Genomic DNA, 19,254 nt, shown 5'->3' with positions numbered 1-19,254 from the left:
CGCCCGGCTTCGGCGATCCGTCGCCTCAGTTGAACGACTTGGAGACGCCCTCGACGACGCTCTTCAGCTTGCCGGCGTTCTCGTCGGAGAGGTCCTTCGAGTCGCGGATGCCGGTGAGCAGGTCCTGGTGCTTGGAGCGCAGCGTCGAGAGGAGCTGATCCTCGAAGGCCCGCACCTTGCTGACGGGGAGCTTGTCGAGGTAGCCGTTCACGCCGGCGTAGATCACCGCGACCTGCTCCTCCATCTTCAGCGGCGAGAATTGCGGCTGCTTGAGAAGCTCGGTGAGCCGCGAGCCGCGGTTCAGGAGCTGCTGCGTCGAGGCGTCGAGGTCGGAGCCGAACTGCGCGAAGGCGGCCATCTCGCGGTACTGCGCGAGCTCGCCCTTGATCTTGCCGGCGACCTTCTTCATCGCCTTGGTCTGCGCGGCCGAGCCGACGCGCGACACCGAAAGTCCGACGTTCACCGCCGGGCGCACGCCCTGGTAGAACAGATCGGTCTCAAGGAAGATCTGGCCGTCGGTGATCGAGATGACGTTCGTCGGGATGTAGGCCGACACGTCGTTGGCCTGGGTCTCGATGACCGGGAGCGCGGTGAGCGAGCCGTTGCCGGCGGCGTCGCCCATCTTGGCGGCGCGCTCGAGCAGGCGGCTGTGGAGGTAGAACACGTCTCCCGGATAGGCCTCGCGGCCCGGCGGGCGGCGCAGCAGCAGCGACATCTGGCGGTAGGCGACGGCCTGCTTCGAGAGATCGTCATACACGATCACGGCGTGCATGCCGTTGTCCCGGAAGTACTCGCCCATGGCGCAACCGGCGAACGGGGCGATGAACTGCATCGGCGCGGCGTCCGACGCGGTGGCCGCGATCACGATCGAGTACTCGAGCGCGCCCTGGTCCTCCAGCACCTTCACGAACTGGGCGACGGTCGAGCGCTTCTGACCCACCGCGACGTACACGCAGTAGAGCTTGGCCTTCTCGTCGGTGCCCTGGTGGGCCGGCTTCTGGTTCAGGATCGTGTCGAGGGCGATCGCGGTCTTGCCGGTCTGGCGATCGCCGATGATCAGCTCGCGCTGGCCGCGGCCGACCGGGATGAGGGCGTCGATCGCCTTGAGGCCGGTAGCCATCGGCTCGTGCACGGACTTGCGCGGGATGATGCCCGGCGCCTTCACGTCCACGCGGCGGCGCTCCTCGGCCACGATGGGGCCCTTGCCGTCGATCGGGTTGCCGAGGCCGTCCACGACGCGGCCGAGCAGGCCCTTGCCGACCGGCACGTCCACGATGGCGCCGGTGCGCTTGACGGTCTGGCCTTCCTTGATCTCGCGGTCGGAGCCGAAGATCACGATGCCGACGTTGTCCTGCTCGAGGTTGAGCGCCATGCCGCGCACGCCCGACTCGAACTCCACCATCTCGCCGGCCTGGACGTTGTCGAGGCCATAGGCGCGGGCGATGCCGTCGCCGACGGACAGGACCTGGCCGACCTCGGTGACCTCGGCCTCTTCGCCGAAGTTCTTGATCTGCTCTTTCAGGATCGCGGAGATCTCGGCGGCGCGGATGTCCATCGTCGGGCCTCTTACTTCAATCGTGTGTTGTCAGGGACGGGAGCGGGGTCGGCGTCAGGCGCCTACCGGGCTTCCCGCATCGCAAGGCGAATTCCGTTGAGCTTGGTGCGCAGGCTGGCATCGACCATGCGGCTGCCGAGCTTCACCACGAGGCCGCCGATCAGGCGCGGATCGACATGCAGGTCGATGTCGACCTCGGACTTGGCGACGTCGCGCAGGCTGGACTTGATCTCCTCCAGCACCGCCTCCGAGGGCTTCTCGGCCACCCGGACCTCGGCGCGGACGAAGCCCTTCGAGGCCCGCACCAGGGCGCGGAAGGACCGGATCATGTCGGGGAGCGCGAACAACCGGCGGTTGGCAGCGGCGAGCCGGATGAAATTGGCGGCGAGGCCCGTGATGCCGGCTCGGTCGAGGACGGCGCCGATCGCGGCGGCCTGTTCCTCGCCGGAGAAGACCGGGCTCTTCACGAGGCGGTTCAGGTCCGCGCTCTCCTGGAGGAGCGCGCCGAACCGGTCGAGGTTCTCGGCGACGGCGTCGACCTGACGCTCGTCCCGTGCCAACTCGAACAGGGCGGAGGCGTAGCGGCCAGCCACGCCTGCAACCAGGGGACCCGCTTCGTTACCGTTCTGCGCCACCCGCCGCTCTCTCTTTTATCCTTGCCCGGGTTTCGGCCGGATCGCGCCCCTCACGAGGCGCTCGGCACTGGGACCCTGGGTATTGGGAATATGCCGGCTGCTCGGGGCGCGAAGATGCCCCTTTGCCGACGCGGCGACCGCCTAGCATGGGAGATGGGTGGGCGCAAGGCGAGCCAACCGGCGCCGGAAGCCGGCGTTGGGGCATTGCCGCGGGCTGCCTTCCGTGATGGTGAACGGTGGCAAAGGTGAGGCCTCACCCTCGCCCGCCGAATGTCCGGTTCTCAACAGGCGATGCGGTCGCAGCGGCGAAGCGAAGCGATCATCTTGGCGAGCGCGCGAGGCCCGGGATGCCCGAGAATGCCGGTATTGCCGAGCACGTAGGAGGGGGTCGCGTAGAGGCCGAGATCGGCCGCCATCCGCATGTGGCTCTTCAGGGCGAGCCGGACCTCCTCGCTGTCGGCGATGCCCTCGGCCTCCCCCGCCGGCAGCCCCAAGCCGGCGGCCGCGTCCAGGGCGCCCGGCCCGTCGATCCGGCCGGGCTTCCCGAGAAGTTGCGTGTAGAGGCTCCAGGCCGCCGCCGAGCCGAGCTTGCGCTGGACGGCGAGCGCGACCTTCGCGGCCTGCGCCGATTGCACGGACAGGATCGGGTTGTGGATGAGGCCGATGCGCAGCGAGCCGTCGCTGGCCGAGAGCGAAGCGATGTCGCTCGCCGCCTTTCGGCAATAGGGACAGTTGAAGTCGAAGAACTCGTAGAGGGTGGTCTCGGCCTCGCGGGTGCCGAGATAGGTCACGCCGCGCAGCGCCGGGATCTCGCCCGTGATCTCGCCCGGGAGCCGCATGTTGGCCACCGGGCGTCCCTCGTCGCTCGTCACACCGTAGGATTGGCCGTATCCCTGCGCCTCAGCGCCGCCGGCCCATCCCGTCCCGGTGGCGAGGCCGGCTGCGGCGGCGAGGAAGCGGCGTCGGTCGAGCGGCATGGGCGCGGATCCGGGGTGCCACGGCTGCCCGATCCCGGCGGCCGGCTGTGAAGGGGTCGACGCCGCGACGGCGGCGGATCGCGGCGGCTCTTAATGGGTTTCCCAGGCCGATGCATCTGCCCGGTCGGGCGCCGACCCGCCTCCGCATCATGTCTTCGCCGTATTCCGGAGGAAATCAGGCCCCCTGCCGCATCGAGGGCGCGTGCTGTACGAGCCTCCGATCCAAGCTTTCGAAGTCCGGTTATCCGAGGGGTCCGTTCCGATGCTCGTTGCCCAATCCGAGACGCGCCGCTCCCGCGCCATCGCGCTTCTCGCGCTCGCGGGCGCCCTCGCCGCGGGCCAGGCCTCGGCGGAGCCGTCCGGGAAGCTCGCGCCGCCGCCGCTCACGGCGCCGCCGATCACCGCTCCGATGACGGCCACGACCCAGCAGCCGCCGCAGGTGATCAACGTGAAGCCCGATTCCGGGCAGCCCGGCTGGCTCAAGATCTGCAACAAGGACCCGGGCGGCAACAACCTCTGCAGCGTCACCCGGGATTTCGTGTCGGAGGGCGGCAAGCCGCTGATGGCGATCGCCCTCTACGAGATGCGCAGCGCGCAGACCAAGCAGGAGGCCCGCATCCTGCGCTTCCTCGTGCCGCTCGGGCTCATTCTCCAGCCGGGCATCCGCGTCACGGTCGACGGGCAGCACCCCACCTCCGGCAAGTTCTCCACCTGCACCGTGATCGGCTGCTTCTCCGAGGTCACGATCGGTCCCGACGCGCTCGCGGCTCTGCGGACGGGATCTGCCCTAAAGCTTGCGGTCTTCAACCAGACCCAGCGCGAGTTGAACTTCGTGGTGCCGCTCGCGGGACTCGGGGGCGCGCTCGACGGCCCGGCCATGACCGAGGAGGAGCAGAAGAAGTATCAGGCCGAGGTGGCGCGTCGTGCGGAGGAGGCGCGTCGGCGCCAGGAGACCGACACGTCCGGTGCCGCGCCGGCCGCGGATGAGGTCAAGCCGGCGCCGGCCGCGGAGGCTGCGCCGAAGCCCTGATGCGGGCCACCTCCGGTCTCAGCGGAGGTCCCCCGGCCGGTCGCCCCCCGCCCAGGCCAGGGCCTGCTCCAGCCGGTCGTTGCCCCAGAACAACTCTCCGTCGTCGGTCAGGAAGGTCGGCGCGCCGTAGATGCCGCGGGAGCGCGCCTCCTCGCCGGCGACGCGCAGCCGCGTCTTGTTCGCCTCGGCCGAGGCGCTCTTCAGGGTGAGCGTCCCGTCGAGGCCGAGCCGGTCGAGAATCGCGGCGACGGAGGCCGGCTCCGCGATGGAGCGGCCCTCCGCGAAGTCCGCCGCGTAGACCGCTTTGCTGAAGGGTAGGAGCCAATCCTGATCCGCGCCGAACACCGCGACGCGGGTGGCGCTGAGGCTGTTCTGCGGGAACGGGTCCGGCCGTGTGATCGGCGGCAGCCCCAGGCGCGCGGCCTCGCGTTCCAGGTCGCGCCACATGTTGCGGCCCTTGGCCGGGTAGAGGTTGAACGGCGAGGAGGTCCAGCCCTGTGCCGCGAAGATCGGCCCGAGCAGGAAGGGCCGCCAGCGGACCGCGACGCCGGCGGACTGCGCCAAGGCCTCCACGCGCATCGCCGCCAGATAGGAGTAGGTGGAGGCGAACTCGTACCAGAACTCGAGGGTCGGCCGCCGCGCCATGTCGGGAAATCTCCGGAGCGAGTGTGCAGGCTAGTCCTCCCCCACCGCCGTGTCCGCGATAAGGCGGCCGGGCCCTTCCGAACGATCGACGCGGCCCGCCGGTTGCAGGGCCGGCCCCGCCACGATAAGCCGCCGCGAAGCCCGGCGAACCGAAGTCCCGATCCCATGTCCCAATCTCAGAAGCCCGTCAGCAAGGTGGTCCTCGCCTATTCGGGCGGCCTCGACACCTCGATCATCCTGAAATGGCTGCAAACGACCTACGGTTGTGAGGTCGTGACCTTCACCGCCGATCTCGGCCAGGGCGAGGAGCTGGAGCCCGCCCGCCGCAAGGCCGAGCTTCTCGGCATCAAGCCCGAGAACATCTTCATCGAGGACCTGCGCGAGGAATTCGTGCGCGACTACGTGTTCCCGATGTTCCGGGCGAACGCGCAGTACGAGGGCGTCTATCTCCTCGGCACCTCGATCGCGCGCCCGCTCATCGCCAAGAAGCAGATCGAGATCGCCGAGAAGGTCGGCGCGGATGCGGTCTGTCACGGCGCGACCGGCAAGGGAAACGATCAGGTCCGGTTCGAGCTCGGCTACTATGCGCTCAAGCCTGACGTGACGGTGATCGCACCCTGGCGCGAGTGGGATTTCCGCTCCCGCGAATCGCTCATCGCCTTCGCCGAGCAGCACCAGATCCCGATTGCCAAGGACAAGCGCGGCGAGAGCCCGTTCTCGGTCGACGCGAACCTCCTGCACGCCTCCTCCGAGGGCAAGGTGCTGGAGGATCCGGCCGACGAGGTCCCGGATTACGTCTATTCGCGGACGCTCTCCCCCGAGGAGGCGCCCGACACGCCGACCGTGATCAGTATCGGCTTCGAGCGGGGCGATGCCGTCTCGATCGATGGCGAGGCGATGTCGCCCGCGACGCTGCTGGCCAAGCTGAACGAGCTCGGCCGCGCCAACGGCATCGGCCGCCTCGATCTCGTCGAGAACCGTTTCGTCGGCATGAAGAGCCGCGGCATGTACGAGACGCCTGGCGGCACGATTCTGCTGCCGGCGCATCGGGCCATCGAGTCGATCACCCTCGACCGGGGCGCGGCGCATCTCAAGGATGAGCTGATGCCGCGCTACGCGGAGCTCATCTACAACGGCTTCTGGTTCTCGCCGGAGCGCGAGATGCTGCAGGCGCTGATCGACAAGAGTCAGGATCAGGTCACCGGCACGGTGCGGCTGAAGCTCTACAAGGGTGGCGTCCACGTTATCGGCCGCGAGAGCCCGAACTCCCTCTACGACCAGGACCTCGTGACCTTCGAGGAGGGCGCGGTGGCCTACGACCATCGCGACGCGGCGGGCTTCATCAAGCTCAACGCCCTGCGGCTGCGTACCCTCGCTCAGCGCAGGAAGAAGCTCGGCGGCTGAGGGGCCACGCCGCACCTCTCCGATCGGTACGGCGCAGGTGATCGGTGCGGACGGCGCATACCGTCCGCAAGATAGTGGGGCAGATCCTCGCTGCGCCGATGCGCACATCGAAGATCCGATCGGGTTCCGGCGGTTGTCCTCAATTAAATCTGCAACTGGAAATCTATACTACACTCTGGCGCGACGAGGCTGCGCTCCGCTCGGTGATCTGCAGTAAAGATCCAGTAAGTGGATGTGTGAGAGACAGGGCGAGACTTTCGAGCCCGAGCCCCTCCATGCTGAGCATGTCCCTGTCCGGAAATCGATTTCGCCGTAAGGGCCGAATAGTGGTGGAAGGCGGAGCAGATTTGCCCGTCATGATTGAAGCGATGTCTGAAGTCGGCGCACGCTTGACCACGTCCGATGCAGGGCAAATCCCGGCGGCCTTCACGCTGGTCATCGAGCCTCAACAGATTCGCGTGACTTGCCAGACCCTGTGGCGTTCGGGGGCCGAGGTCGGCGTCCGTTTCGACTGAGTGGCGCTCGCTCCCGAGCGTGACGTCGCCCTGCCCGCTCAGCCGCGCAGGCACCCCATCAGTCCCTCGACCTGCCCGAGGCGGCCCTGGATGCGCGCGGCGGCCGCACGCACGCCCCGTGAGGGCTTGCCGGCGCTCCGGAGGATGGGGTTCGGGAGGGCCGCGGCCAGCAGCGCCGCCTCACTTCGACTGAGCGCCCGGGCATCCTTGCCGAACCAGTGGCGGGCTGCGGCCTGCGCGCCGAACACCCCCTCCCCCCACTCGGCGACGTTCAGGTAGATCTCCATCACCCGGCGCTTGCCCCACAGCGTGTCGGCCAGCATCGCGAGCGGGATCTCCAGACCCTTCCGGATGATCGAGCGGCCCGGCCACAGGAAGACGTTCTTCACCGTCTGCATGGTGATCGTCGAGGCGCCCCGGCTCGGCCCTTCCTCGTCGTCCACGACGTCCCGGAGCGCGGCCCAGTCGACCCCGCGATGGGCGCAGAAGCGCTGGTCCTCCGAGGCGATGACGGCCTGCACGAGGTGCGGCGAGATCGCGTCGAGGGGGACGGAGGTCCGCTGAGCGGGCTGGCCCGTCAACCATCGGCCGAGCATCAGGGTTGAGGGCGGCGTCAGCGCGCTATAGACGAGCGCGAGCAGAAGGATGAGGGCGAGGCCGAGGATGGGGAGGAGCAGGATCAGGCCGGCGATGCGCCGCGCCAAGCCGCTGCGCCCCCGGCGCGTGCCCCGTGCGCGCGGCAGGTCCCGTTCGCCCGAGCCGGTCGCGGCGCCGCCCGGTCCGCCGCTTCGATCGATCCTCCCCACCGCAACGCTTTCATTTCCGATCAAGGCCTGAGTCTCGATGACGACCCCGATGACCACCTCGAAGCCCTCATCGCAAGCTTCCCACGCTTCGGTCAACCCGGGCACGCCGGCGGATGCCTTTTCCCACAGGCTCGGCACGGTCGCCGACGCCGTCGAGGCGTTTCTCGCCGAGCGGCTCGGGCCCGAGGCGGGGACGGGCGAGATCGCACGTCCCCCCCGTCTGATGGAGGCGATGCGCCACGCCGTGCTCGGCGGCGGCAAGCGGCTGCGCCCGTTTCTCGCCGTGGAGACGGCACGGATGCTCGCTGGTCCCGAGGAGGGCGCGCTCGCAGCCGGCTCGGCGATCGAGCTCGTGCACTGCTACTCGCTCGTCCATGACGACCTGCCGGCGATGGACAACGACGACCTGCGGCGCGGCAAGCCCACCGTCCACCGGGCCTACGACGAGGCGACCGCGATCCTCGTCGGCGATGCCCTGCAGACCCTGGCCTTCGAGATCCTCGCCGATTCCCGCTGGCAGGCGAATGCCGCCATTCGCGCGGATCTCGTCCTCGGCCTCGCCCGAGCCTCAGGGCTCGGCGGCATGGTCGGCGGCCAGCTCCTCGACCTCGGGGCCGAGGGACGCTTCGGACCGATCGCGGTCGACGTGGACGACACGCTGAAGCTCCAGGCCATGAAGACCGGCGCGATCCTCGCCTTCTCGGTCGAGGCGGGTGCCATCGTCGGCGGCGCGAATGCCGACGAACGTGCGGCGCTCCTCCGCTACGGCCTCGCGCTCGGCCAAGCCTTCCAGATCGCCGACGACATCCTGGACCGGGAAGCCTCGCCAGAGGCGATGGGGAAGGCGACCGGCAAGGACAAGGAGGCCGGCAAGGCGACCCTCGTCGACCGGCTCGGTCTCGACGGTGCGCGTGCCGAGTGCGACCGGCTCGTCGGCGTCTGCGAAGAGGCGGTTTCGCGCTGGGGCGCGAAGGCCGAGATCCTGCGCGAGGCGGCCCGCTTCACGGTGGCCCGCAAGGCCTGATCGCGGTCCCCGCCCGCTTGCCAAAGGCCGGCCCGCGCCGATAGAGCCGCGCGGCACGTTCCGTTTCAGCAGACGAGGTCCACCATGACCACCTACAAGCTCCTCCTCCTGCCCGGCGACGGCATCGGCCCCGAGGTGATGGCGCAGGTGGAGCGGGTGGTCGGCGCGCTGCGCGAGTTCGGTATCGCTTCGTTCGAGACCGAGACCGACCTCGTCGGCGGCGCCGCGATCGACGTGCACGGCAAGCCGCTCGCGGACGAGACCCTGGCCCGTGCCGACGCCGCGGACGCGATCCTGCTCGGCGCGGTCGGGGGCCCGAAATGGAACGGCGTCGCCTATGAGATCAGGCCCGAGGCCGGCCTCCTGCGTCTGCGCAAGGATCTCGGCCTCTTCGCGAACTTGCGCCCGGCGATCTGCTATCCCGCTCTGGCCGACGCCTCGGCCCTCAAGCGCGATCTCGTCGAGGGCCTCGACATCATGATCGTGCGCGAACTCACCGGCGGCGTCTATTTCGGCGAGCCGAAGGAGATCACGGTGCTGGAGGACGGCTCGAAGCGGGCCGTCGACACGCAGGTCTACACGACCGGCGAGATCGAGCGGATCGCCCACGTGGCCTTCGACCTCGCCCGCAAGCGCTCGGGCCGCGTCGCCTCCGCCGAGAAGCACAACGTGATGAAGTCCGGCGTCCTCTGGAAGGAGGTCGTCTCCAAGGTCCATGCCGAGCACTACACGGACGTGCAGCTCGAGCACGTCCTCGCCGACAATTGCGCCATGCAGCTGGTGCGGCGCCCGAAGCAGTTCGACGTGCTGGTGACCGACAACCTGTTCGGCGACATCCTTTCCGACGCGGCCGCCATGCTCACGGGTTCGCTCGGCATGCTGCCCTCGGCCTCGCTCGGCGCGGTCGACGCACGCGGCACCCGCAAGGCCCTGTACGAGCCCGTGCACGGCTCCGCCCCCGACATCGCGGGGCAGGACATCGCGAACCCGCTCGCCATGATCGGATCGCTCGCCATGTGCCTGCGCTACTCGTTCGGCCTCGGCGAGGCCGCCGATCTCCTGGACGGCGCCATCACCGACGCGCTCGCAGGGGGCGCTCGCACGAAGGACATCGCGGGCGCCGGCGCGAAGGTGCTCGGCACCGGCGGCATGGGCGATGCAGTGATCGCGGCGCTGAAGGCGCGCGCGCGCTGAGCGCGCGTCGGCCGACACTCACCGGCAGCGGTCGAGGACCTCACCAACGAAAAGGGCGCCCCGCGGGCGCCCTTTCTTGCTTCGGTCGTTCGTGTCGTCTCAGTACGGGTTGCCGTAGCGCGAGACGTAGGAGGTCGGGTCGATCGCATCGACCGCCGAGAAGTCGACGTTGCGGATCGCGCTCGACCGGGCGCCGATGAACGGGCCATTGGTGATCGGGTCGGGCAGGATGCCCGCGCCGAAGCGATCGTTGCGGCCGTAGACCGGGTTCAGCTGGTTCGAAGCGGCGATGAGCTGCGGGTTGGTGGCCGGGTTCCCGAGCCCACCCGCGGTGCTGCCCGGCTCGACCACGTTGCCGGCATCGAGCCAGCTCCGCGGACGGATGCGGATCGGCAGCGGCTGGCTCACCCGGTAGCCCGCCGGCGCGTAGCGCCCCTGAGCATCCGCTGCGGTGCTGAGGCCGAGGCCGGCGACAGCGAGGGCTCCCACGAGGGCAATCTTGAAAGAGCGCATGACGCACCTTGGTTAAATTCGGACTGACTTTGGCACCGAAGGGTTAAGAGCCTGTCACGCCAAGCTGGCGCGCAGCTGTCCTAGCTCCTGCGCCGATCGGTGTTTCCGGCCATTGGTCCTCGGCTTGTCTGTGGAGAAGACGTGCCAGCGGAGCCGTTGTTCCCGACTCACGGCCTAGCTTGCACGTTTTCGCCCCGTTTTCGCCTTATTTTTTCATCGATCCGCGCGGGGCCGATCGACCCGGTCTGCCCGCCCTGATCGGACACGGTCGAAACCGAATTCTCGCTCCGGCAACGCGGGTCGCGCCGCGCCGCCGCTTCACGGAAGACGGCCTCGGTCGCCGCGTCCGCGGATCCGTCGAGGGCGAGGCCATCCAGGGCGCAGGCGAGCGCCGCCGCCTCCGGAGGTCGTGCGAGCGGAGCGCAGAGCCAGCCTTCGAGGCGAACCGGCGCGGCCTCGAGACTGAGAAACCCGGTGCAGGTGCGGCTCGTGCCCCCCGCCAGCACAGCCTCAAGGGTTTCGACCGCACCGAATTTCGTGACCACACGGCCGCGTTCGCCTGTGCGCGTCACGGAGAGGCCCGGGCCGTCCGCGGCTCGGCGTGCCAACGCGACGAACAGGCTCGGGGTCGGCTCGCTCGTGACCCCCTGGGTCAGCGTCACCCGCAGATGGGATTCCTCGATCGCGGAAAAGTCGCCGCGGGACAGGCTCGCCTCGCGCAAGGACGTGGCGGCGTTGATGCGGGCCGGCTCCGGGCGGATCGCCTCGAACCCGGCGGGATCCTCCAGCCGCAGCCGCGGACCCGCCTCGGCGATCGGTAAAGCCGGCCTGACCGGCAGAGCCGACGCGGGCACGAAGGCGACGGTGACCGCCTGCTCCGGTTCACGGACAGGCGGGTCTGTCCGGATCGTATTGCGGGCATAGAGGCTGAGCACGGCGATCACCGCGGCCGCAGCCGTCGCGCGGAGCGTGAACCGGGCAGCCCCGAACGGGCGCAGGGCGGGAGCGGTGGGCGCCCCGTCGGCCTGAATATCGGCTCCTCCCAGCGCGTCGAAATGCGGTTCGCGGCGTTCTCTCGTCATCGGCATCTCGCGGGCGCGGTTCAGGCTCCGGGCGGGCATTTGCAGGCATCATGGGCGCTCCCGTTCGCCACCGGGTTTCCGCGCGAGATCTCTCGGCCGCCTTTCTGCGGTCTCAGTAAATCGAGTCTTTTCCGTCAGGGATCGCCGAGGCTGTGGCGCGGTCGCCCTTGACAGCTGCGCGACCGCGGAGTCTTGCTCCCGCCGGCCGGAGGCCCCACCTCGGATGAAAGCCGGGACGGGGATCGGATGGCGACGCTCCGCCCGGGTGCGGCGCGGATCTCGTCCCGGCGGTCGCCGTCTGCGCGTCGAGGATATGCCCGCAGGGCAGGATGGCCGGACCGTCGCCGGAAAAACCGTGCGGTCGCGGGTCGAAGGTTTCAAGCGGAGTGGGAGAAATGGGTTACAAGGTCGCCGTCGTCGGTGCCACGGGGAACGTGGGCCGCGAGATGCTCGACATCCTGGCCGAGCGCGCCTTCCCGGCCGACGAGGTCGTCGCACTGGCCTCGCGCCGGAGCCAGGGGCAGGACGTCTCGTTCGGCGACAAGATCCTCAAGGTCAAAGCGCTGGATACCTACGATTTCTCGGACACGGACATCTGCCTGATGTCGGCGGGCGGCGAGGCCTCGAAGGAGTGGTCGCCGCGGATCGGCCAGCAGGGCTGCGTCGTGATCGATAACTCCTCGGCCTTTCGCTACGATTCGGACGTGCCGCTGATCGTGCCCGAGGTGAACGCTGACGCGATCGTGGGCTTCTCCAAGAAGAACATCATCGCCAATCCGAATTGCTCGACGGCGCAGCTCGTCGTCGCGCTCAAGCCGCTGCATGACGCGGCGACGATCAAGCGCGTCGTCGTCTCGACCTACCAATCCGTCTCCGGCGCCGGCAAGGACGCGATGGACGAGCTCTTCAACCAGACCCGTTCCGTCTTCACGGCAGGCGAGGTCAAGGTCGAGAAGTTCACCAAGCGCATCGCCTTCAACGTCATCCCCCACATCGACGTGTTCATGGAGGATGGCTACACGAAGGAAGAGTGGAAGATGGTCGCCGAGACCAAGAAGATGCTCGACCCGAAGATCAAGCTCACGGCCACCGCCGTGCGCGTGCCGGTCTTCATCGGGCACGCGGAATCGGTGAACGTCGAGTTCGAGCGTCCCCTGTCGCCCGAGCAGGCCACCGAGATCCTGCGCGCGGCGCCGGGTATCCTCGTGGTCGATAAGCGTGAGCCCGGCGGCTACATCACGCCCCACGAGGCGGCCGGCGAGGATGCCACCTACATCTCCCGCATCCGCGAGGACGCGACGGTGGAGAACGGGCTCGCCTTCTGGTGCGTCTCGGACAACCTGCGCAAAGGCGCGGCGCTGAACGCCGTGCAGATCGCCGAGGTGCTGATTAATCGGAAGCTCCTGAGCAAGGCGAAGCAGGCGGCCTGAGCCGCCGTCGCACGCGTCTTCGGTCCAAAAAGCGCCGTCCCGCCTGAGCGGGGCGGCGCTTCTCGTTTGGGCCGTAACGCGGACGTGATGTGACAACAGACCTAGGAATCTGTACCGATTAAAGAACAAAGCACGAACACAGGCTGTCGAGATGTTAGGTTTGCCGCCGCGCGACAGCGAACTCAGCCGCATCCGCCAGGTGCTGGCGGGGCTGCTGGTCGAGACGAAGCTCATCCGTCTCTCGCGGAGCCTCGCCCGCAAGTACAGTCCCGATCAGCCCCGCGCGCCGGCCGGTCAACCGGATGGCGGCCAGTGGATCTCGGAGGGCAGCGGAGCACGCGAGGGAGACGTCGATCCCGCGCTCGTGGGGCCGGGCCGCTGGGCCTCCCTCGCGTCGAAGGATCAGGCAGGCGAAGACGGTCGCAGCCGCGAGCGCACGCTGCTCGAGGACGGCTCCGAAGTTCTCACCATCCGGATCCATGCGGGCCCGCGCGCCGGTGACGAGGAGCACACGGTCACCGCACCGGACGGCGAGAGTCGGGTCTTCGAGACGTCCGGCGACATGCAAACCATCCGGGATGGGTCGTCCGGCGAGATTCTGTCCCGTACGCGCTTCACCGGAACGGGCGTGGAGCCCGTCGCGAGCGTTCAGCCCGCTTTCCTTTCCTTCCTGCGCTGCCGCTGGTCGTCACGACCACGGTCGAACTGGCAGCCATCCTCGCCACGGTTCTTTCGGCACGCGGAGGCCGGTTTGGGGCTGCCCTCGGTCTCTCCGCCAACGGGTACGCGCCAGACGGAAGCCTGGAAAACGCTCCGTTGGTGTGGGTGAGGCCGCTGACGTGATCGGAGCTTGAGGTCGCCTGTCCGCGAGCAGGTGAAGTCTCGGCTCTTGCCGATCGGGTCGCTGCTCAATTGAGGCAGTCGAAGCCGCTGCTCACACCGCAAAATTTCGGAAATGCCCTGCACTACGAAATAGCCAACGCGATAAATTCGCGAAATGATCCTGATTTCGTTGCTGAAATTTCTTTCGACGATAATGGAAAAGAGGCTGATTACGGAGATCTCGGATCTATTTCTCTAGATGTGCTTGAAAATACAAAGCACAACACGGTGTGTGTCTATGACCATAAGACGGGATCGCGGGGGCTCTCCGCTTCACGCGCTCTCTGGATCGCGACCATTGTGAAGAAACGCTATCCCCACGTTCAGCAGATCATCATCGTGCAAGTGAGGCCTCGGACATGACGACATTAAAACAGATTAAGAGTCTTTCAAAGGATTTGCTCGATCAACGCTCTGATTTGATCCTGATTAAGGGTCACGTGATTTGGCTTAAGCCGATCGACCATGTCGGGCGCACCATCCGGTTTGATCGATCCTCATGTGCACGACGGTTCTATCTGAGCTGGGAAGTCACCGAACTCTATGCACCCGAAGCGAGGCCGGCCCGATCCTACGGGTGCTGCGGCCAGAGATTCCTGCGGCGGACCGGTTCGAAAGGCGAGGATTTCGTTGGATGGGATTGGGACGATCCGGCCATGCCGGGCGGCTTCCGGCAGGCTATGGAGGAGAGCGTGTTGCCGATGCTCCATCCGCTCGACAGCTTGGAGAAGGCGCTCGCCTTCGTGCGCGGCCACCAGCCGACGGTCCTGACCCGTGGCTGGCGGTGGCACCTCGTTGCCGCCGTGGCACTCGGGGAGCTTGATGCCGCGCGGGACCTCTGGCGGGAGCGCGGCCACCTGTATTGGAAAGGGGAGGTCATGCGCGACCCACAGGATCAGTTCCTGTACGATCGCTATTGCGAGATCGGCGAGCCTCTCATGGCGGATGACCGAGCCTCCTTGGCGCGGATCCTCCAACGGTGGGAAGCCGAGAACGTGCGGGGCACCGCGATCGAGCCGTACTGGGCGCCGACGCCCTTCCCGCTTGAGCGTGAGGTCTGACCGACACGTCCTGTCAGCCCGCCATGTCCCGGTTGGACCAGAACGCAGGACGACCAAGAGGCAAGTCCGACAGCTCTTCCTCCCGATCTTGAAGAGGCCTGATAGCGACGCCTGGCATCCGGCATGCGAACACATCGGGATCCGGCAGGGGCCAGCAAGTCCGCTTGTCGAGACTGAGCCGTCCGCCTCGCACCCCGCCTCGCCCGCGAGGATAGGCGCGATCAAGCGTGCGCCCGCCCGTCAGCCAGACGGCGCTCATCGGGCTGCTCCTCCATAGCCGAGAGCCGGACACCGCGCGGCATCGCGATCGAGCCCAACCGGATACCCGCGCCCTTCCCCATCGAGATCGGCTGACGACCGCTCGCCGCACCCCCTCTCTGTTGGAAGGGAGCATTCTATCCGCGAGAAATTGGCTTGAATCCCGGCGCTCCCGGCGCTATTTCAGACCCAACAGTTCTGGTTGCAGTCGTGAGGCTGCGGTTCGGGAGTGGGCCCCACCGGGCCCGCTCTTTTTTATTGCCGCATCGCGCGACCCGGCCTGTCACGTCGGAGCCTTGAGCGCATGGCGGAAGCCCCCGAGAAGCGTCTGGTCAGCGAGAGCGGCGTCGCCGCGCGCGTCGTGCAGGTGGTCGAGGCCCCCCTCGAGGGGCTCGGCTACCAACTCGTGCGCGTGAAGGTCTCGGGCACGAACGGTTGCACGGTCCAGATCATGGCCGAGCGGCCGGACGGGTCGATGACCGTGGAGGATTGCGAGGCGGTGAGCCGCGCGCTCTCGCCGATCCTCGATCTCGAAGACCCGGTCGGTCGGCCTTACCACTTGGAGATTTCCTCGCCCGGCATCGACCGGCCGCTGGTGCGCGTCTCCGACTTTGCCCGCTGGGCGGGCTACGAGGCCAAGATCGAGCTTGCCGTGCCGCTCGACGGCCGCAAGCGCTTCCGCGGCATCATCGACACGCCGAGCCCGGACGGGCGGACCGTGCCGGTCGATCTGCCCGATGTGAAGGAGGGCCTGCCGAGCCGGATCGACGTGCCGCTGCGCGATCTCGCCGAGGCCCATCTCGTCCTCACCGACGATTTGATCCGCGAATCGCTCCGCCGCGGGTCCGCCCCGCCGCAGGACGACGACGAGGATCTCGAACCGGATCAGGTCGAGGCCGACGCACCGCACGCGGTGCGCCTCGTGCCCGCTCCGCAGCGGCCGAAGCTGAAGGAAGCAAAGCCTGTGAAGCCCAAGGTCCCACAGCCCAAGACGCCGGAGCAGAAGGAGAAGGCGAAATCCGCCGTCACCAAGGCCGTGCGTCTGAAGGATTCCGGCAAGCTCCACTGAACGAGCCCCTGTCCCGCCGTCTGCGGCGGGGCGTGAACAGATTGTGAGAGAGAAGGAACGATTCCGATGGCCGTCGTCAGCGCCAACAGGCTCGAACTCCTGCAGATCGCCGATGCGGTCGCCCGCGAGAAGGTGATCGACCGACAGATCGTGATCGAGGCCATGGAGGAGGCGATCGCGAAGGCGGCTCGCTCCCGCTACGGCGCCGAGACCGATGTCCATGCCGAGATCGACGCGAAGACGGGGGCGCTTCGCCTGTCGCGCCACCTCCTCGTGGTCGATCTCGTCGAGAACGACGCCCGCGAGATCACCCTCGATCAGGCCCGCCGCTACAACCCCGCCGCCCAAGTCGGCGACGTGATCTCCGACACCCTGCCGCCCTTCGATTTCGGGCGCGTCGCCGCCCAGTCCGCCAAGCAGGTGATCGTCCAGAAGGTCCGCGATGCCGAGCGCGACCGCCAGTACGAGGAGTATAAGGACCGCATCGGCGAGGTCGTGAACGGCCTCGTCAAGCGCGTCGAGTACGGCAACGTCATCGTCGATCTCGGGCGCGGCGAGGGCATCGTGCGGCGCGACGAGATGATCCCGCGCGAGACGTTCCGGCCGGGCGACCGCATCCGCTCGTATCTCTTCGACGTGCGCCGCGAGGTGCGCGGGCCGCAGATCTTCCTCTCGCGCTCGCATCCGCAATTCATGGCCAAGCTCTTCGGCCAGGAGGTGCCCGAGATCTACGACGGCATCGTCGAGGTGAAGGCGGTGGCGCGCGATCCCGGCTCGCGGGCCAAGATCGCCGTCATCTCCCGGGACGGCTCGATCGACCCGGTTGGCGCCTGCGTCGGCATGCGGGGCTCGCGCGTCCAGGCGGTGGTCGGCGAGCTTCAGGGCGAGAAGATCGACATCATCCCGTGGTCCGAGGACCAGGCGACTTTCATCGTCAATGCGCTGCAGCCGGCGGAAGTGGTCAAGGTGGTGCTCGACGAGGAGGCCGACCGTATCGAGGTCGTGGTGCCCGACGACCAGCTCTCGCTCGCCATCGGCCGCCGCGGCCAGAACGTGCGCCTCGCTTCGCAACTCACGGGCTGGGACATCGACATCCTGACCGAGGCCGAGGAATCGGAGCGTCGCCAGAAAGAATTCGCCGAGCGGACCCAGGTCTTCATGGAAGCCCTCGACGTCGACGAGACGGTCGGCCAGCTTCTCGCGGCGGAAGGCTTCCGCAACGTCGAGGAAGTGGCCTATGTCGAGCCGCAGGAACTCGGCAACATCCAGGGCCTAGACGAAGAGACCGGCGCCGAGATCCAGGCCCGCGCGCAGGATTACCTTGCCCGCGTCGAGTCGGAATACGATGCTCGCCGCCAGGAACTCGGCGTCGAGGATGACGTTCGGGAGATCGAGGGCATCACCACCCCGATGCTCGTCGCCCTCGGCGAGAACGAGGTGAAGACGGTCGAGGATCTGGCAGGCTGTGCCACGGACGATCTCGTGGGCTACACCGAGGGCCGCGGCCAGGACGCCGTGCGCCACGCCGGCTACCTCGACGGGTTCGACGTCTCGCGGGCCGAGGCCGAGGCCATGATCATGGCGGCGCGCCTCAAGGCCGGCTGGATCGAGGCTCTGCCCGAGGAGCCGGCAGAGGGCGAGGAAGCCGCGGAGGCGGAGGCGGAGGCCTGAGGCGAGCCGAGGGAATCAGATTCCGATGACGACAGCGCGCGAGGCGGATGATCCGGCCATCGCCGATCTCGATGCGGGCCCCCTCACGGGCCGGCACGGGGCTCGGCGGACCTGCATCGTCACGCGCGTTTCGCAGGACCCCGCCCGACTGATCCGCTTCGTGCTCGGGCCCGACGGGACGGTGGTGCCGGACCTGCGCGCGCGCCTGCCCGGCCGCGGCGCCTGGGTGAGCGCGCGGCGCGAGGCCGTGGCCGAGGCCGCGCGCCGCCGCCTGTTTCAGCGCGCCTTCAAGACGAAGACGGCCGAGGCGGCGGATGATGTGGCCGACCGGATCGCCGAGTCGCTGCGCGAGGACCTGCGGCAGGGGCTGGCCCTCGCCAACAAGGCCGGTTGCGTGGTCGCCGGCTTCGCCAAGGTCGAGGCCGCGATCGGCGACCGCGCCGGCGTCGCAGCGATCGTCCACGCCTCCGATGCCAGTGCGGATGGACGCCGGAAGATCGCCGCGGCATTGCACCGGCGGCATGGCGATGCCATATCCCGTGTACCGATCATCGATGACCTGTCCGGTGTCGAATTGGACATGGCCTTGGGTCGGGATCATGTGATACACGCTGCGCTCGTCGCAGGAGTCGGTGCGTCCGGCTGCCTGGCGCGTTGGCGTCGGTACCGCTCCTTCGAGGGCGTTGCCACGACGACTGAGGGGACCGGTTCCGCCCGCGATGGCGAGATCGGCTCCGATCTGCCTGACGACGATGTGACGGATCTGGCCGGTACCGGGACGGTTGCCGGTGGACGGGACGATGGAAACCCTCAGGGTTTGGGCTGAATGAGCGATACGAACAATCCGGGAGACAAGACTCTGACGAAGGCACCCTCGAAGCCGCTGTCCTTGAAGCGTCCGATCGAGCAGGGCACTGTCCGTCAGAGCTTCTCCCACGGCCGCTCCAAGCAGGTCGTGGTCGAGACGGTGAAGCGCCGGGTCATCGGCGCGACGCCCGGCACGGCCGCACCGCGTGAGGCTGCGCCCGCCGGCCGTCCCGCAGCGTCGGCACCGGCCGCACCCGCGCGTCCGGCAGCCGCTCCGCAGCGATCGTCTTCCGGCGTCGTCCTTCGGACGCTGAGCGAGCAGGAGCGCGACGCCCGCGCCGCCGCTCTCGCCGACGCGCAGCGCCGCGAGCAGGAGATTCGCCAGAACGCCGAGGACGAGGCGCGCCAGCGCCGCGAGCGTGAGGAGGCGGAGCAGCGCGAGCGCGAAGCCGCCGAGCAGCGCAAGCGCGACGAGGAGGCCCGTCGCCGGCAGGACGACGAGCTGCGCCGCCGCGCGACCGAGGAGGCCCTGCGGCGCACCGACGCCGAGGCTACCCGCGCACCCGCCCCGCCCGCTGCCGCTGCCGCTCCGAGCGCGCCGGTTCCGGCCGCGCCCGCCCAAGCTGCCCCCGCCCAAGCCGCTCCTGCCGCCGCGCAGCCTGCCGCGCCCCAGCGTCCCGCCGCGCCTGCGGCCCG

The 19,254-nt window shown here is 68.5% G+C and carries 20 protein-coding genes; 13 read left to right on the top strand and 7 right to left on the bottom strand.

From position 1 onward, the window contains the following. Nucleotides 1-25: 25 nt before the first annotated feature. From atpA to E1J50_RS03920, 3 genes are all read right to left on the bottom strand, one after another. On the bottom strand, nucleotides 26-1,555 hold the full coding sequence (gene atpA / locus E1J50_RS03930; protein WP_132250617.1) for a F0F1 ATP synthase subunit alpha: 1,530 nt from the start codon (nucleotides 1,553-1,555) through the stop codon (nucleotides 26-28). Nucleotides 1,556-1,617: 62 nt separating this feature from the next. Further along, the gene (locus E1J50_RS03925; protein WP_132250615.1) at nucleotides 1,618-2,190 is read right to left on the bottom strand and encodes a F0F1 ATP synthase subunit delta; all 573 of its coding nucleotides are present in this window, start codon (nucleotides 2,188-2,190) and stop codon (nucleotides 1,618-1,620) included. 281 nt (nucleotides 2,191-2,471) lie between these two features. Beyond that, on the bottom strand, nucleotides 2,472-3,167 hold the full coding sequence (locus E1J50_RS03920; RefSeq protein ID WP_132250613.1) for a DsbA family protein: 696 nt from the start codon (nucleotides 3,165-3,167) through the stop codon (nucleotides 2,472-2,474). Nucleotides 3,168-3,429: 262 nt separating this feature from the next. Between E1J50_RS03920 and E1J50_RS03915 the strand changes: the two genes are divergently transcribed. Next, on the top strand, nucleotides 3,430-4,197 hold the full coding sequence (locus E1J50_RS03915) for an invasion associated locus B family protein (protein ID WP_132250611.1): 768 nt from the start codon (nucleotides 3,430-3,432) through the stop codon (nucleotides 4,195-4,197). A gap of 18 nt (nucleotides 4,198-4,215) precedes the next feature. On the opposite strand, the gene E1J50_RS03910 is transcribed toward E1J50_RS03915, so the two are convergent. Next, nucleotides 4,216-4,842 (bottom strand): 2-hydroxychromene-2-carboxylate isomerase, encoded by a 627-nt coding sequence (locus tag E1J50_RS03910; RefSeq protein WP_132250609.1) that lies wholly within the window; start codon nucleotides 4,840-4,842, stop codon nucleotides 4,216-4,218. A gap of 165 nt (nucleotides 4,843-5,007) precedes the next feature. On the opposite strand from E1J50_RS03910, the gene E1J50_RS03905 reads away from it, so the two are divergent. Both E1J50_RS03905 and E1J50_RS03900 read left to right on the top strand, forming a co-directional pair. Continuing rightward, a complete protein-coding gene (locus E1J50_RS03905) occupies nucleotides 5,008-6,246 on the top strand; it encodes an argininosuccinate synthase (protein WP_132250607.1) in 1,239 nt (412 codons plus the stop codon). 275 nt (nucleotides 6,247-6,521) lie between these two features. Continuing rightward, nucleotides 6,522-6,761 carry a hypothetical protein gene (locus E1J50_RS03900; RefSeq protein WP_132250605.1) on the top strand — a complete coding sequence of 80 codons (240 nt, stop codon included), beginning with the start codon at nucleotides 6,522-6,524 and terminating at the stop codon, nucleotides 6,759-6,761. Nucleotides 6,762-6,799: 38 nt separating this feature from the next. Here E1J50_RS03900 and mtgA read toward each other — a convergent pair whose 3' ends face one another. Continuing rightward, nucleotides 6,800-7,504 carry a monofunctional biosynthetic peptidoglycan transglycosylase gene (gene mtgA / locus E1J50_RS03895; protein ID WP_245516421.1) on the bottom strand — a complete coding sequence of 235 codons (705 nt, stop codon included), beginning with the start codon at nucleotides 7,502-7,504 and terminating at the stop codon, nucleotides 6,800-6,802. 100 nt (nucleotides 7,505-7,604) lie between these two features. Here mtgA and E1J50_RS03890 point away from each other — a divergent pair, with 100 nt between their 5' ends. Both E1J50_RS03890 and leuB read left to right on the top strand, forming a co-directional pair. Continuing rightward, on the top strand, nucleotides 7,605-8,591 hold the full coding sequence (locus E1J50_RS03890; protein WP_245516419.1) for a polyprenyl synthetase family protein: 987 nt from the start codon (nucleotides 7,605-7,607) through the stop codon (nucleotides 8,589-8,591). A gap of 84 nt (nucleotides 8,592-8,675) precedes the next feature. After that, nucleotides 8,676-9,785, top strand: a complete 1,110-nt coding sequence (gene leuB / locus E1J50_RS03885; protein WP_132250600.1) for a 3-isopropylmalate dehydrogenase — start codon at nucleotides 8,676-8,678, stop codon at nucleotides 9,783-9,785. A 99-nt stretch (nucleotides 9,786-9,884) separates the two neighbouring features. On the opposite strand, the gene E1J50_RS03880 is transcribed toward leuB, so the two are convergent. After that, nucleotides 9,885-10,298: a hypothetical protein gene (locus E1J50_RS03880; RefSeq protein ID WP_132250598.1), complete on the bottom strand. Its 414-nt coding sequence runs from the start codon at nucleotides 10,296-10,298 to the stop codon at nucleotides 9,885-9,887. Between the two features lie 167 nt (nucleotides 10,299-10,465). Beyond that, nucleotides 10,466-11,380, bottom strand: coding sequence for a hypothetical protein (locus E1J50_RS03875; protein WP_245516418.1), 915 nt, complete (start codon nucleotides 11,378-11,380; stop codon nucleotides 10,466-10,468). Nucleotides 11,381-11,775: 395 nt separating this feature from the next. Between E1J50_RS03875 and E1J50_RS03870 the strand changes: the two genes are divergently transcribed. The 8 genes from E1J50_RS03870 to E1J50_RS03835 form a co-directional block, all read left to right on the top strand. Beyond that, the gene (locus E1J50_RS03870) at nucleotides 11,776-12,810 is read left to right on the top strand and encodes an aspartate-semialdehyde dehydrogenase (RefSeq protein WP_132250596.1); all 1,035 of its coding nucleotides are present in this window, start codon (nucleotides 11,776-11,778) and stop codon (nucleotides 12,808-12,810) included. 151 nt (nucleotides 12,811-12,961) lie between these two features. Further along, on the top strand, nucleotides 12,962-13,639 hold the full coding sequence (locus tag E1J50_RS03865; protein ID WP_132250594.1) for a hypothetical protein: 678 nt from the start codon (nucleotides 12,962-12,964) through the stop codon (nucleotides 13,637-13,639). Nucleotides 13,640-13,722: 83 nt separating this feature from the next. Further along, nucleotides 13,723-14,055 (top strand): hypothetical protein, encoded by a 333-nt coding sequence (locus E1J50_RS03860; RefSeq protein WP_132250592.1) that lies wholly within the window; start codon nucleotides 13,723-13,725, stop codon nucleotides 14,053-14,055. Continuing rightward, nucleotides 14,052-14,753: a hypothetical protein gene (locus E1J50_RS03855; RefSeq protein ID WP_132250590.1), complete on the top strand. Its 702-nt coding sequence runs from the start codon at nucleotides 14,052-14,054 to the stop codon at nucleotides 14,751-14,753. The genes E1J50_RS03860 and E1J50_RS03855 overlap by 4 nt, the downstream gene beginning before the upstream one ends. A gap of 562 nt (nucleotides 14,754-15,315) precedes the next feature. Continuing rightward, nucleotides 15,316-16,080, top strand: coding sequence for a ribosome maturation factor RimP (rimP, locus tag E1J50_RS03850; protein ID WP_132250588.1), 765 nt, complete (start codon nucleotides 15,316-15,318; stop codon nucleotides 16,078-16,080). Between the two features lie 66 nt (nucleotides 16,081-16,146). Next, the gene (gene nusA / locus E1J50_RS03845) at nucleotides 16,147-17,751 is read left to right on the top strand and encodes a transcription termination factor NusA (protein ID WP_132250586.1); all 1,605 of its coding nucleotides are present in this window, start codon (nucleotides 16,147-16,149) and stop codon (nucleotides 17,749-17,751) included. A gap of 25 nt (nucleotides 17,752-17,776) precedes the next feature. Beyond that, entirely contained in the window at nucleotides 17,777-18,577 is an 801-nt protein-coding gene (locus tag E1J50_RS03840) for an RNA-binding protein (protein ID WP_132250584.1), read from the top strand. Continuing rightward, on the top strand, nucleotides 18,578-19,254 hold a 677-nt coding region (locus E1J50_RS03835), incomplete at its 3' end, for a translation initiation factor IF-2 associated domain-containing protein (protein WP_207919147.1). It lies immediately after the preceding gene.

This window comes from Methylobacterium segetis, from assembly GCF_004348265.1.
GTDB lineage: Bacteria > Pseudomonadota > Alphaproteobacteria > Rhizobiales > Beijerinckiaceae > Methylobacterium > Methylobacterium segetis.
The sequence above is the reverse complement of the archived record's forward strand: the minus strand, read 5'-3'. Positions and strand labels throughout refer to the sequence as shown.

Excerpts from the sequence above, each read along its gene's own strand:
- atpA (WP_132250617.1), bottom strand. The coding sequence starts at position 1,555 with ATGGACATCCGCGCCGCCGAGATCTCCGCGATCCTGAAAGAGCAGATC.
- E1J50_RS03920 (WP_132250613.1), bottom strand. The coding sequence starts at position 3,167 with ATGCCGCTCGACCGACGCCGCTTCCTCGCCGCCGCAGCCGGCCTCGCC.
- E1J50_RS03915 (WP_132250611.1), top strand. The coding sequence starts at position 3,430 with ATGCTCGTTGCCCAATCCGAGACGCGCCGCTCCCGCGCCATCGCGCTT.
- E1J50_RS03910 (WP_132250609.1), bottom strand. The coding sequence starts at position 4,842 with ATGGCGCGGCGGCCGACCCTCGAGTTCTGGTACGAGTTCGCCTCCACC.
- E1J50_RS03905 (WP_132250607.1), top strand. The coding sequence starts at position 5,008 with ATGTCCCAATCTCAGAAGCCCGTCAGCAAGGTGGTCCTCGCCTATTCG.
- E1J50_RS03900 (WP_132250605.1), top strand. The coding sequence starts at position 6,522 with ATGCTGAGCATGTCCCTGTCCGGAAATCGATTTCGCCGTAAGGGCCGA.
- E1J50_RS03890 (WP_245516419.1), top strand. The coding sequence starts at position 7,605 with ATGACGACCCCGATGACCACCTCGAAGCCCTCATCGCAAGCTTCCCAC.
- leuB (WP_132250600.1), top strand. The coding sequence starts at position 8,676 with ATGACCACCTACAAGCTCCTCCTCCTGCCCGGCGACGGCATCGGCCCC.
- E1J50_RS03880 (WP_132250598.1), bottom strand. The coding sequence starts at position 10,298 with ATGCGCTCTTTCAAGATTGCCCTCGTGGGAGCCCTCGCTGTCGCCGGC.
- E1J50_RS03875 (WP_245516418.1), bottom strand. The coding sequence starts at position 11,380 with ATGACGAGAGAACGCCGCGAACCGCATTTCGACGCGCTGGGAGGAGCC.
- E1J50_RS03870 (WP_132250596.1), top strand. The coding sequence starts at position 11,776 with ATGGGTTACAAGGTCGCCGTCGTCGGTGCCACGGGGAACGTGGGCCGC.
- E1J50_RS03865 (WP_132250594.1), top strand. The coding sequence starts at position 12,962 with ATGTTAGGTTTGCCGCCGCGCGACAGCGAACTCAGCCGCATCCGCCAG.
- E1J50_RS03855 (WP_132250590.1), top strand. The coding sequence starts at position 14,052 with ATGACGACATTAAAACAGATTAAGAGTCTTTCAAAGGATTTGCTCGAT.
- rimP (WP_132250588.1), top strand. The coding sequence starts at position 15,316 with ATGGCGGAAGCCCCCGAGAAGCGTCTGGTCAGCGAGAGCGGCGTCGCC.
- nusA (WP_132250586.1), top strand. The coding sequence starts at position 16,147 with ATGGCCGTCGTCAGCGCCAACAGGCTCGAACTCCTGCAGATCGCCGAT.
- E1J50_RS03840 (WP_132250584.1), top strand. The coding sequence starts at position 17,777 with ATGACGACAGCGCGCGAGGCGGATGATCCGGCCATCGCCGATCTCGAT.